Origin of the sequence: Macellibacteroides sp., from assembly GCF_050251695.1 — a bacterium.
GTDB classification, from domain to species: Bacteria; Bacteroidota; Bacteroidia; order Bacteroidales; family Tannerellaceae; genus Macellibacteroides; species Macellibacteroides fermentans.
Genome location: NZ_JBFWMI010000004.1, coordinates 18980 through 31551, shown reverse-complemented (window position 1 = coordinate 31551; position 12572 = coordinate 18980). Strand labels below are relative to the sequence as shown.

The 12572-nt window shown below is 38.1% G+C and carries 11 protein-coding genes; 2 read left to right on the top strand and 9 right to left on the bottom strand.

Annotated features, from left to right (window positions below; genetic code table 11):
- Positions 1-96: 96 nt before the first annotated feature.
- Both AB7E53_RS01280 and AB7E53_RS01275 read right to left on the bottom strand, forming a co-directional pair.
- Positions 97-2097, bottom strand: coding sequence for a glycoside hydrolase domain-containing protein (locus AB7E53_RS01280; protein ID WP_446773698.1), 2001 nt, complete (start codon positions 2095-2097; stop codon positions 97-99).
- 36 nt (positions 2098-2133) lie between these two features.
- Positions 2134-2733 carry a rhomboid family intramembrane serine protease gene (locus AB7E53_RS01275; protein ID WP_446773696.1) on the bottom strand — a complete coding sequence of 200 codons (600 nt, stop codon included), beginning with the start codon at positions 2731-2733 and terminating at the stop codon, positions 2134-2136.
- Positions 2734-2965: 232 nt separating this feature from the next.
- On the opposite strand from AB7E53_RS01275, the gene AB7E53_RS01270 reads away from it, so the two are divergent.
- Positions 2966-4870, top strand: coding sequence for a membrane dipeptidase (locus AB7E53_RS01270; protein ID WP_446773694.1), 1905 nt, complete (start codon positions 2966-2968; stop codon positions 4868-4870).
- A gap of 64 nt (positions 4871-4934) precedes the next feature.
- Here the strand turns inward: AB7E53_RS01270 and AB7E53_RS01265 are convergent, their stop codons facing one another.
- Positions 4935-7247, bottom strand: a complete 2313-nt coding sequence (locus AB7E53_RS01265) for a TonB-dependent receptor (protein ID WP_446773692.1) — start codon at positions 7245-7247, stop codon at positions 4935-4937.
- A gap of 278 nt (positions 7248-7525) precedes the next feature.
- Positions 7526-7885 carry a hypothetical protein gene (locus AB7E53_RS01260; protein ID WP_446773690.1) on the bottom strand — a complete coding sequence of 120 codons (360 nt, stop codon included), beginning with the start codon at positions 7883-7885 and terminating at the stop codon, positions 7526-7528.
- Positions 7886-8043: 158 nt separating this feature from the next.
- Here AB7E53_RS01260 and AB7E53_RS01255 point away from each other — a divergent pair, with 158 nt between their 5' ends.
- On the top strand, positions 8044-8532 hold the full coding sequence (locus AB7E53_RS01255; protein WP_446773688.1) for a glutathione peroxidase: 489 nt from the start codon (positions 8044-8046) through the stop codon (positions 8530-8532).
- A gap of 21 nt (positions 8533-8553) precedes the next feature.
- Here the strand turns inward: AB7E53_RS01255 and AB7E53_RS01250 are convergent, their stop codons facing one another.
- The 5 genes from AB7E53_RS01250 to AB7E53_RS01230 form a co-directional block, all read right to left on the bottom strand.
- Complete coding sequence (locus AB7E53_RS01250; protein ID WP_446773686.1) at positions 8554-9543, bottom strand: isoaspartyl peptidase/L-asparaginase family protein; 990 nt, start codon at positions 9541-9543, stop codon at positions 8554-8556.
- A gap of 31 nt (positions 9544-9574) precedes the next feature.
- On the bottom strand, positions 9575-9820 hold the full coding sequence (locus AB7E53_RS01245; RefSeq protein WP_446773684.1) for a DUF456 family protein: 246 nt from the start codon (positions 9818-9820) through the stop codon (positions 9575-9577).
- A gap of 78 nt (positions 9821-9898) precedes the next feature.
- Positions 9899-10432 (bottom strand): hypothetical protein, encoded by a 534-nt coding sequence (locus tag AB7E53_RS01240; RefSeq protein WP_446773682.1) that lies wholly within the window; start codon positions 10430-10432, stop codon positions 9899-9901.
- Positions 10433-10552: 120 nt separating this feature from the next.
- Positions 10553-11731 (bottom strand): mannonate dehydratase, encoded by a 1179-nt coding sequence (gene uxuA / locus AB7E53_RS01235; protein ID WP_371688892.1) that lies wholly within the window; start codon positions 11729-11731, stop codon positions 10553-10555.
- 28 nt (positions 11732-11759) lie between these two features.
- The gene (locus tag AB7E53_RS01230) at positions 11760-12572 is read right to left on the bottom strand and encodes an SDR family oxidoreductase (protein WP_079684345.1); all 813 of its coding nucleotides are present in this window, start codon (positions 12570-12572) and stop codon (positions 11760-11762) included.

Sequence of the window (12572 nt, the reverse complement as noted above, 5' to 3'; positions counted from 1 at the left end):
TGAATGTTATCCGTTTTATATTATATAAAAATGATCGTAATATTACTGAAACTTATTTATATGATAAAATCATATAAATAAATGTTTGTTGGATGATTAGTACTGAAATAATAAAGTTCCTCCTTTTAGCATCTCCCCATGAGATATGGAATAATTTGAAACTACCTTGCCGTTCATTGTAATTCGCTTGATTATATCTTCGGCTGTTTTACGTCCCTTTGTTTTTATCTCAAATGTCTTTCCGTTACCCATGTCGATGGATATACTGTCAAAAATCGGAGAAACTAATTCATAACTGTCTCCTCCCACCAGGAGTGGATAAAATCCCGCTGAGGCAAATATATACCAGGCACTCATCGTTCCATCGTCCTCGTCCATTTCCGGACTATAACCTTCCGGATGATTTTTAAAGGCTCTTCCAACGTAAGGAATCTTAAATTCTGAATTGCCACCATAACGATGAGTCATTTCTTTAGTAAGCAGATACCGAACCAGTTGTTGGGAAGATTCCGGTTTCCCAAATCTATTGAATAAAAAAGGAACATGAATGTCCGGTTCATTTCCTTGATTGTACAAGTTTTTTTCGAAAAAGTATGAGAGCTGATTGCTAAGAGTGTCCTTGCCTATCCAACGTATCATTTGGTCTATATACTGGGGGGCAGCCCAACGATATTGCCAACGCGTACCTTGATATAGTCCATTATTTTTCATTATTTCAAATGCAGGGGTGATTTGCATGAACTCCCTTGTCCATGTGTCTTCAAATAATTTCTCCGATTGTTCCCGGTATTTTTTTTCGTCGGAGCTATTACCCATTATACCTGCAATTTGGGATAATGCCCAAAGATCGTATGCCGATTCCAACTTTTGGTCTGGAGATGCCATTGGTAGCTCGTCTGCCTCTTTTTTCATACCTTCATATCCTATTGCAAAGTCTAGATCACGAATTCCTTTGCGATATGCATCAAGCAGCAATATAGATGCATGTTCAGTACGTACAGTGGGGGTTGACTCAAAAACTGTTGACCAATTTTTTTTACCGGTGCGATATAGTGATAGTAATGAGCGGCATATATCCCGCATTAATGTAGGCTCTGTAATAACAAGCAAAGGGAATTTACTGCGAAATGTATCCCAAATTGACCACGAGCTAAAATATCGCCAGCCATCTGCTTTATAAATCTGGCCATCTGATCCCAGATAACGGTGGTCGTTGGTGGTAACATCTGCCGGACTCATATAGATACGGTAGAGTGAAGTATAAAAAATCATCCTGTCATCGTTGCTTCCTCCCTTTAGATTTATTTTATTTAATTTGTTCTCCCAGAGATTATTTGCCTGCAGTTTGAGCTGTTTGAAGGATAATGATTCACTTTGTTTTGCTTCCAGGTTAGCTGTTGCAGCATCCAGTGGAGACACAGCAATACGTAGCTCTAACGGATTTTCACTTTTCTCAAAACGAAGTTCTGCTTCATAACTTTTATCCTTTCCCTTTACAATCGAAAAAGATTCATTGGATGACAAGTGAAAATAGAGTTTATACATTCCGTGACCACAAGTATTCCGTGCTTGTATAAACCCGATAATTTCATGATTGGATTTTAATTTAAATTCACAATCAACCATCCCTTCAAATGAAGAGGCAAAGTTAATCCATATCGATCGGTCAGCATCTTTTCCGAAGTCGTACTGTTGGACAGCCATATTGTTTGTAGCTGTGAAAGATCCTTTTACACCGTTGTTAAAAGTGACTTCATAATATCCGGGTGTCGCTTTTTCTGTGCTTTTAATAATGTGTAACTCTTGATCCGGAGCCGAAGTACGGACACTCAGATTACCTCCGCAACCACTACACCCTACACCAGACAGCCGATTGATAGATACCCCTGAAATTTTATCAATAGCATAATCGTATCCCGCATGAGTTCTGGGATTACTGTCCGGACCAACAGCTATCATCCCGAAAGGAACCGTTGCGGCCGGACTTAACTGCCCGTTGTCGCCAGATGTTCCCATAAATAGATTTACATATTTTGTATTCTGTCCATGTCCAAAAACAGAAACTAAAAGAAACAGAACTATAATTTTTATTTTCATCACTATACTCTATGAATTAAGAATTGTCAATACCGATTAAAAAGAAAAATGTGCTAAGAAGCTATGTATTAGTCCGGGGTTTAGCAGTAAAGGAAACACGAACCCATAAACCGCTCCGTAGAAATGAGCATTGTGATTTATATGATCTCCAGCTTGTTTAGCCATATACTGGCAATAAGCAAGATAAATAAATCCAAAGATAATGCCAGGAATTGGCAGAACAGCAAAAAAAAGTATTTTCCCCCACGGATTAAAAAAGATCGATGTAAACAAAACTGCAGAAACTGCACCCGATGCACCGATGGATATAAAGTTAGGGTTCCTCTTCTCTTTAATTATATCGTAAACAGATGCTATTACCATACCTCCGAAGTAAAGTGCAAGATATGCAATCCAGCCAAATCCATTTACCGCGAAAACCTGCTCCATATATGTTCCGAACGACCAAAATGTAAACATGTTAACCAATAAATGGGTATAGTCGGCATGTACAAAGCCATGTGTAATAAGTCTGTACCATTCATTGTTCTTTACAACGCGATAAGGAATAAAAGAGAGTTTATTAAATAATGAATGGTCTTTGAAGCAAAGGTAAGATACTAGTATTGTAGCGGCTATCAATAAATAGGTTATCATATCTGTTTATTTTAATTTGCTGCAAAAATAGGGATTGTTTATTCAAAAAAAGACTCAATATATTATAATTGAAACATAATTATACTCATTTACGTTTTGATAATGTATTTTTGTAAAATTAAACAGTAATTTATCGCTTGAGAAGTATAATCCTGCGAATGGATTTTGATTTTTATGGGTGATAAACGAAACAAACAATGTAATCCGGTTTTACAAATAAATACCTGTTTGTATGAGAAAAGTGATTCTAGTATTTGCCTCTCTTATGTTCTTTTCATGCATTGATAAAAGCGTTGCACAATGTTCTGACTTGAAGCATATAAAAAATCTTTGCGATGAGTCTTACTCTGTTATGTCTCCTAATTCTGAACATAGTATCCCCCTAATTGCTCTTTCTTCTTCCCAATATGGTGATAGGGGAAGCAGTGTATCTGGTACCTATGTGAATGCTATATTAAAGGCCGGCGGATTGCCAGTCATCATTCCTTTGATGACAGATGCCAAAACTGTCCGAATTTTATTAGAGAATGTTGACGGACTTATAATGACAGGTGGTGAGGACATCCGGCCGCATTTATACAATGAATATCCGATTGAGCAGATAGGAGCCGTAGATTCCATAAGAGATGTATACGATTTGATGTTAATTCAACTGGCTTCAAATCGGAATATGCCCATTTTAGGTATTTGTCGTGGTGAGCAACTCATGAATGTGGCTTTTGGAGGGAGCCTCTATCAGGATATTCCTACCCAGCATCCCTCTTCTGTGAAACATTTACAATCAGCACCCAAATCCTCAGGTACCCATTCGATTGATGTATTGTCCTCGTCTTTACTAAGTAGTATCATAGGTCGGGATAGCCAGATTGTGGTAAACTCTTTTCACCACCAGTCAGTCAAGGGGCTTGCCCCTGGTTTTAAGGTCGGGGCCTATGCGTCCGATGGGATTGTAGAATCAATTGAAACGACTGATGGCCGACCTATGCTTGCAGTTCAATGGCATCCGGAAGCAATGGTTAATGGTGGCGATACAATCATGGGTAAGATTTTTCAGTATTTAATAACACAGGCTGGATATTACAGAAAGGCCAGATCAATTCACCAGCGTATATTATCGGTCGACACTCATTGTGATACGCCTCTTTGGTTTCGTCGTTCAAATTTTAATATGGGGAAACGTGATACGAATCAGATAAATATTCCAAAGATGAAAGAAGGATATTTAGATGCCATCTTTTTTGCAGCATTTATAAGTCAGGGAAACCGGGATGTTGAGTCATCCGAAAAAGCAGTATCAGCTGTAACAAATCTCATCAACGGAATTTATAAACAAGTAAATATGAATACTGAGGTTTGTGGAATTTCGAGAACAGCTAAAGAGGCACAGCTTCTAAAAGAGGATGGTAAAAAGGCTATTTTTATTGGAATTGAAAATGGATATGGAATTGGAAAAGATCTGAAAAATTTATCTCTATTTAAATCTATGGGGGTAACTTATATGACGTTGTGTCATACAAAAAATAATGATATCTGTGATACTTCAAATCGTAAGATTGAAAAGGAGTGGGGTGGATTAAGTCCATTTGGTAGTCAAGTAGTAAAGGAGATGAATCGCTTGGGAATTCTAATAGATATCTCACATGCCAGTGATAGTACTTTTTGGGATGTAATCCACACATCTAAACAGCCTGTAGTTGCAACACATTCAGCAACCCGTACTCTTTGTAACCATGATCGTAACCTTTCTGATTTACAGTTAAAGGCCCTGGCGGACAAAGGAGGAGTCATACAGGTTTGTCCGTTTGCCAGCTATATAAATGTAAGTAAGGATAAGGCAACATTCAATCAATATATAGATCATATTGAGCATGCTATAAAAATTGCAGGTATTGACCATGTTGGTATAGGATCTGATTTTGACGGAGGTGCCGGTATAGCCAGAATTAACGGAGCCAATGATATGATTAATATTACGATTGCCCTTCTTCAAAGGGGGTACAATGAAGACGATATTGAGAAGATATGGGGTAAGAATTTTTTTCGTGTTCTTGATCAGGTCCAGGCGGCCTATGATTCACAAAGATCAAATCGGATTAAAAGTTCTAAAATCCAAAAAGCACATCAATTATCTTATTGAAACAAGAAAAATAGGTTATATAGAAGGAGGGTAGAACAGACCTCTTTCTATATAACCGGAGTAGTTAAAATAGAAGCTTAATCCCCCCAAAATAACTGCGAGGCAATGACGGCCCGTATATATATCCGGAATCCCGGTCTTTACCTTTATCAAAATCTTTCTGGTAGGCGTTAAACAAATTTTGGATTCCTCCACTTAATTCTAGTTTAACTTCGTCGTATAATGGGAACTCGTAACTTAATTTTAAATTTACATCTACAAAGTCAGGGGTATTAACTGCTACATCTTTATTAACACCCGATCCTATATGATGTTGCACCAACATGCTTCCTGTGTAGGTGCCTGAGATGGAGGCAGAAAAATGCTTTATGGGTGTTATTGTGGACGTGAGATATCCATAAGAATTTGGTGTACGGAACATTTGTTTCTCGGCTTTTACTGTAGGATCTGTACTCCATTGTTCGGGTTTTTTATAGTGGCTTTGCTGCCAGGTGATTCCTCCTTGCATTTGCAACCATGCGTTCAATACAGACCTGACTTCAAATACCATTCCTTTGACCCGTGCTCCCGATCCGTTCTGCCGTTCTTTGATTAATAGACCGTTGCTGTCCAAACCAACCTCTTCCAAAACAAAAACATTTTTGAGATTCGTGTAAAATCCTTCTACCAATAGATTAACCTGGATTCCATTTCCAAACCGGTGATAATAATCGATGGATGTACTTATACTGCGCGAACGTTCTTCTTTCAATCCTTCAGCATTTCGAACGGTTGACATTAATCCACTTCCGACAGACTCAATATGTAAGTCTTCATCAAATGCCTGTGGTGCCCTGAATCCTTCGGAATAGCTGGCTCTGACATTGATGTCTTCAACCGGATTATAGCGAATATTCAACCTCGGACTAAATACTGCGTGATTAATAAGACTATGTTTATCCATTCTGGCACCCAATAAGAAACTCCATTGATTGTTTTTCCACTCATTTTGAAGATAAGCACTTACTATTTCAACTTTTTGATCGGTATAGCGATTGTAACCTGTCATTTGATCCTTTAACCTGTCATAATTGTATTCGACGCCTGCGGTAAGATCGGCCGGTAAAAAGAGCATCCTGTCAAAACTCACTGCATATTGTGACCCGCTAATCCATGTTAAACCTGTTGTATAGCCATATGCATTGGGGTCCTGACCAACGCCGTAGTAACTATCCCTCACCACATTTTGAATCGAAGTGTAGATATTAAACCTATGTTTGTAATTACTCGAGAAAAGATCGAACTTTATTCCGCCTCCATCAATAGAATGTTCTAATTGTTCTGCAATAAACGCTTCATGTGCTGGTCGATCCAATAGATCACCTCCACGCCTGAATTCTTCCATGTGATGATATTCGAACGATAATTTTGAATAGGTTCCGGTTTTAAGATACGATCGTAAACCAATCGTCTGAGCTTTTAATTTGGGAACTTCTGTAAAACCATCCCCGTCGTGATCATATCCATCTCGATTCCGATTCTGACCATATAAATATAAACCCAGTTTCCGATTGTCTGTCACAAGAGAAGCATTAACTGAGGTATTGTTATCAATCGAAGAACTCCCGCCAATCGATTGAATTGTATGATTTATTTCTCCACTGTTACGTAAAGGCTCCTTTGTAATAATATTAATTGTACCTGCAATTGCAGATGATCCAAACAGAGCAGAACCTCCTCCGCGCATTACCTCTACGCGTTCAATCATGTTTGCTGGTACCTGCTCCAATCCATAAACCCCGGATAGGGCACTAAATACAGGTCTGGAATCAATAAGTATCTGCGAATAAGTTCCATCTAATCCGTTTATTCGTACCTGGGTGAACCCACAATTCTGGCAATTATTCTCGACACGTAGCCCTGGTTGAAAATTAAGCCCTTGTGCTAACGTGGGAGAGTTTGTTACAGTAAAGGCTTTCCCATCTAATATATTCACCAATGATGGTGCCGTTCGTCTGGATGTTTCGCTTCTGTTTGCAGAAACAACTACACCATCCAAAGCAATGTGATCTTCTTCAATTTCGAAATTAACTTCCATGGTTTTACCTTTTTTCAGTGCAACCTCTTTCGAAACCGCTTTATAACCTAAAGCTTTAACCTCCAATGTAAATTCTCCTTCCGGTAAATTTTTCAAAAGGTAATGCCCTGAAGCGTCTGTCGTTGTTCCAATGGTTGTGCCTTTTATAACAATATTGATATATGGTATGTGCTCGTTGGTCTTTTTATCTACCACATGTCCGAATATGTTTGCATCCGACTTATTATATTCCGGATCAATGTTTTTAGCATTTATGTGTGTAATTATGATGCAAAATAATATAACTACATAATGTTTCATATGAATTGTATTTAGTTTATGGGATATAACTTCTTGCACGAGATTGCCTCTTACTTAGCGGATTATCTATGCCCGTTACAAACCATTAATATTCTATTAAATTTGAGAATTGTTTGAATACCTGTTGTAAATAATTGATAAGTTGTCTTGTTTGTAAAACCAATACACCAATCAACTTAATCATATAAGAACATATATGATATGTTCGATATGCATTCGACAAGTTTAATCTGTCTAAAAAATTATACTTTCAGAAACAGGGTTATTGGCAAAACTAGTTATAAATTAGAGGGAGGGGCTCTCAGATTAAATGCATCCGTAGGAGAAAGAATAAACATATTGTTTACGGAAGGAAACAATAGGATAGTTTCATTTACATAGGTAGGTGTAAGCTGAATAGAACAATAAATATCTCCTTCAGCCTGGATGGATGAAAACTGTTGATAAAGCTGCAACTGCTGACCTGTATGTTGGTGATCAGAAGGAGGATTGGTTTGTTTATTATAGGGATGTGAATGGACTATAGTTACCCCATTTACAATGTGTACATGGGTAAACGATATGATGCATGCAAGATACCCGATAAATAATATCGGTAACACAACCTTAAGATATTTAATCCATGTTGCTTGTTTCATCTCTTTTGTCCTTGATCCTTTAACCAAAAATGTAAGGGTTAAGTTTGTTATTTTGCGTGTTGTTAGCATAAATTGTGTTTTGTAAATCTTTTTTTGCTTAATAATGATCGCATGCGATATGTTTATTTGTATATTTGTATTGTAAGCGATATATAAGTATGGAAAAGATATTTTATTCATTTAGTGCTCTCTCTTTAAAGGGTAAAGAGATTTGCATGGATCAGTACAAGAACAAGGTTGTTGTAGTTGTAAATACAGCTAGTAAATGTGGTTTTACCCCTCAGTATGCTCAGTTAGAGGAGCTATTCAAAAAATACAAAGAAGATGGCCTGGTTATTTTAGGATTTCCTTGTAATCAATTCGGCCAGCAGGAACCTGGTACGGATAAAGATATTTCAGAAGGGTGTCTTGTTAATTATGGAGTAAGCTTTCCAATGTTTTCAAAAATAGAGGTTAATGGTCCCAATGCTCACCCGTTGTTTAATTATCTAAAAGACGCACTTCCTGGTTTCATTACAAATAAAATCAAATGGAATTTTTCAAAATTTGTAATAGACAGACATGGTAAACCTGTAAAAAGATTTGCACCAATCACATCTCCTTTAAAAATGGAAGCACTTATTGTTTCTCTACTAAAAGATGAATAAGATCAGCCATCTTATCTAATCTTATTTTAGAACTTTACCGATTCCGATCTTCTTAATGATATTGCTGTTTCCTGTTTCTTTTTTAATAAAACCACGAAACATGCCGTTACTGTTGAATGACATGGCAATATTCCCATTCCGGTCGACGGCGATTAGCCCTCCGTTACCCTCTTTTTCATTCAACTCTTCAAAAATTATATGATCGGCTGCTTCTTGAATAGATTCCTTTAGCAGTTTAACCCGCGAACATAAATTATATGCAACAATATGGCGGATAAAGTATTCACCATGTCCTGTACAGGATACGGCAGAACTGGCATTATCAGCATAGGTTCCTGCTCCAATTAATGGAGAATCGCCAATTCTACCCCATTGTTTTTTAAACATACCACCCGTGCTCGTCCCAGCTGTAAGGTTACCCTTGCTGTCAAGAACGACACAACCTACAGTACCGTTTTTTTTGCTTTCTTGCTTTAGTTTATCAATCCATTCCATTGTTTTTGGGGTGGCAAAATACATATTATCATCAACCATCTCAAGGCCATGTTCCAAAGCAAAGTGATCAGCTCCGGCGCCGCTTAACATTACATGCTGAGTTTGAGTCATCACTGCATGTGCCGCCTTGATCGGATGCTTGGTAAGTTTCACCCCAGCCACGGCTCCAGCCATTAAATCTTTTCCACGCATTATTGATGCATCTAATTCAAATTGACCGTCGGCTGTACATGTTGCACCAATACCTGCATTGAAAAGTGGATTTTGTTCGAAATAACTAACCACTGACAACACAGCCAATTCGCCATCACCTCCTTTGGCAAGGATTTCATTTCCTATTTCTAAAGCAGAATCAAGAGCTGCATAATATGCTGCTGCATGAATTGAATCTTTTTCAAGATCCTTCATGTTTCCCGCACCTCCATGGACTACCAATACATAATCAACTTTTTGAGCCTTGACTTGAATGGATAAAGACGTTAATAAGGCAGCTAGTAAAAAATAATTACGCAGCATATGCAATTATGATTTAAAGTGAACGATTCATTTAAATTTTTTTTCTACTTCCCAATACCGGAAGCACTGTATCAATTAAAGTTACAATAACGACAAGTGCACCCCATAACAAGACCTCCCTCCAAGAAAGTACCTCAGTAAAAGAGGAGGAAAACTTCAGAACAACCAAGCCCAACCAGCTTAAAGGTGGTCCGGGTAAGATTGGCAGCAGACAGCCTGCCAGTCCGACCAAAAGCATTAACGATCCAATAATAATTAGTAAAATATCCAGAGTCATTTCAATACTATTTTACACATAATAGACGGTTTTAGAGTTGAGACAAGATATCTTCGAAAGATTGTTTTTGACAGAATCTCACCAATTATCCATTTCGTTGCTTTCGGAGATAGTGTAAGTGTCAAGTAGATAACATGTTAGTATTTTACGGATACTGTTGGAAATACCTAACGGATTTTTAAATTCGCATTCTTTGTTTAAAACGTACCATTCCAGGTTGTATAATGCCTTATTCTCAAAAGAATAGAGCGATACATCACTGATGGTAACCCTATATTTTCCATCTTTAATATCTATTCTAACTTTGTAACTTACAGCTTCACGAATGTATTCCCTATAATTACACCGACCTCCCAGTACAGATATTTTAGATACTTCGCCTAATAAGGTCTTGTCATCGAATTCTTTAAAATTAGTAATATTCTTAAGTTCTATAGCCTTCTTTATTTCTTTTGCAGATAAATTGGTCTCGAATATATTAATCCACGTTACCTTACAATTGGAAATATGATAATTATCTAAATCATAAGTATCAATTTTGCCTTTGGTCATATTCTGCGACGATAGGACTGTTGATATAAACAGCGTCAAAAAGAGAATCATGTATTTCATAGCGTATCAGTATTAATTTAAAATACAAATATATTGATTGTTGCTTATATTATGATTTAGTTTTGATTTATTATAAAAAAATATCGGGCAAATCAATAGTTTAAGATTTGCCCGATGATTTTACTTTGTTTTATTCAATGATTTGGCTATACCTAATTCGAGTCCCCGGAGTTCGGCCAAACCTCTAAGTCGGCCAATACAAGAATAACCAGGATTGGTTTTCTTCTTCAGGTCGTCAATCATTTGGTGTCCATGGTCCGGTCTCATGGCTATAGAGCATTTTCTTCGCTGCTGAAGTTCAAAAAGAGCTTTCATAACTCCGTACATATCCACATCACCTTCTAAATGGTTTGCTTCATAAAAATTACCTTCTTCGTCACGTTGAGTACTGCGGAAGTGAACAAAGTCAATTCGGTCACCATAACGTTCCATGATTCCAGCAAGGTCGTTGTCACTTCTTACGCCGAATGATCCCGTACATAAACATAATCCGTTACTCTGATTGGGAACAGCTTCGATAAGTTTTTTGAAATCATCTTCAGTACTTAAAATACGAGGCAAACCCAAAATAGAGTAGGGGGGATCGTCGGGATGAATAACCAGACGAACGCCTGATTGATCAGCAACAGGCGCTATCTCGCTGAGAAAGTAAATAAGATTTGCACGCAGACGATCTGCATTTACCTCTTTATAACGGTCAAGAGCCTGTTGAAATTGTTCTACAGTAAAGCTCTCTTCCGAACCGGGTAAGCCTGCTATCATGTTGCGGGTAAGAAGAACCTTATCCGCTTCGCTCATTTCCGCAAAGCGCGCTTTCGCTTTTTCTTTTTCAGCTTCTGTATAATCAGCTTCTGCACCAGGACGCTTCAGAATAAATAAATCAAAAGCCACAAAAGCAGCACGCTCAAAGCGTAATGCCTTGGATCCATCTGGCAATGTATAGGCCAAGTCGGTGCGTGTCCAATCTAATACAGGCATAAAATTATAGGTGACAACCCTGATATTACAAGCCCCCAGATTACGTATACTTTCTTTATAATTGTCAATATATCGTTGAAAATCGCCAGTCTGGGTTTTGATGTGTTCGTGCACAGGGACACTTTCAACAACAGACCATCGTAATCCTACGGATTCAATCAATTCTTTTCTTTTCATAATCTCGTCTACACTCCACACCTCACCGTTAGGGATATGGTGTAAAGCTGTTACGATGCCGGTAGCTCCCGCCTGTTTGATGTCCCAAAGGCTAACGGGATCATTGGGTCCGTACCACCTCCAAGTTTGTTCGCAAAGATACATGTTACAAGTTTTTTTAAGTTCGTATTTATTAGATCGAAAATGCATCGAAACCGCCGTCAACAGGAATCACAACACCCGTAACAAATGCAGAAGCGTCACTCACAAGCCATTGCAAAGTGCCTAACAACTCCTCGGGTTCACCAAAACGGTTAAACGGAGTATGTGCCAGAATAGTTTTACTGCGGTCAGTATAAGATCCATCGGGATTTAATAGTAAGTCCCGGTTTTGTTCAGTAATAAAAAAACCCGGAGCAATAGCATTCACTCGTAAACCCGGACCGAATTTGGTGGCAAGTTCACCAGCCATGTATTTAGTGAAATTGCTAACAGCTGCTTTTGCTGCTCCGTATCCGGCTACGCGAGTAAGAGGACGAAGCGCCGATTCGGAAGAAATGTTTATAATACATCCTTTTTTACTATTTACCATAGGTTCTGCAAAAACCATTGTAGGAAGTACGGTCCCAAAAAGATTCAGGTCCACCACCTTTTTAAATGCATCTATCTGAAGATCAAAGATAGTTTTATCGGGAGCAATGGTTGCACCAGGCATATTTCCTCCGGCAGCATTGATCAATACATCGATGCGTCCATATTTTTGCATGATATTCAACTTGTTTTGCTCCAAAATCTCCTTGTTAAGAACATCTGTTTCAAGAAAAAGAGCATCGTATCCTTTGGCAATCATTGAGTCTACCAATTCGTTTCCTAGCTTGGCATTTCTATCCAGAATTACAACTTTGGCTCCTTCGGATGCCAGATGGTTGGCCATGCTTGTGCCTAACACACCACATCCGCCGGTAATGATCACCACACGATCTTTAATGGAAAAAAGATTACTCAT

Excerpts from the sequence above, each read along its gene's own strand:
- AB7E53_RS01280 (WP_446773698.1), bottom strand. The coding sequence starts at position 2,097 with ATGAAAATAAAAATTATAGTTCTGTTTCTTTTAGTTTCTGTTTTTGGA.
- AB7E53_RS01275 (WP_446773696.1), bottom strand. The coding sequence starts at position 2,733 with ATGATAACCTATTTATTGATAGCCGCTACAATACTAGTATCTTACCTT.
- AB7E53_RS01270 (WP_446773694.1), top strand. The coding sequence starts at position 2,966 with ATGAGAAAAGTGATTCTAGTATTTGCCTCTCTTATGTTCTTTTCATGC.
- AB7E53_RS01265 (WP_446773692.1), bottom strand. The coding sequence starts at position 7,247 with ATGAAACATTATGTAGTTATATTATTTTGCATCATAATTACACACATA.
- AB7E53_RS01260 (WP_446773690.1), bottom strand. The coding sequence starts at position 7,885 with ATGAAACAAGCAACATGGATTAAATATCTTAAGGTTGTGTTACCGATA.
- AB7E53_RS01255 (WP_446773688.1), top strand. The coding sequence starts at position 8,044 with ATGGAAAAGATATTTTATTCATTTAGTGCTCTCTCTTTAAAGGGTAAA.
- AB7E53_RS01250 (WP_446773686.1), bottom strand. The coding sequence starts at position 9,543 with ATGCTGCGTAATTATTTTTTACTAGCTGCCTTATTAACGTCTTTATCC.
- AB7E53_RS01245 (WP_446773684.1), bottom strand. The coding sequence starts at position 9,820 with ATGACTCTGGATATTTTACTAATTATTATTGGATCGTTAATGCTTTTG.
- AB7E53_RS01240 (WP_446773682.1), bottom strand. The coding sequence starts at position 10,432 with ATGAAATACATGATTCTCTTTTTGACGCTGTTTATATCAACAGTCCTA.
- uxuA (WP_371688892.1), bottom strand. The coding sequence starts at position 11,731 with ATGTATCTTTGCGAACAAACTTGGAGGTGGTACGGACCCAATGATCCC.
- AB7E53_RS01230 (WP_079684345.1), bottom strand. The coding sequence starts at position 12,572 with ATGAGTAATCTTTTTTCCATTAAAGATCGTGTGGTGATCATTACCGGC.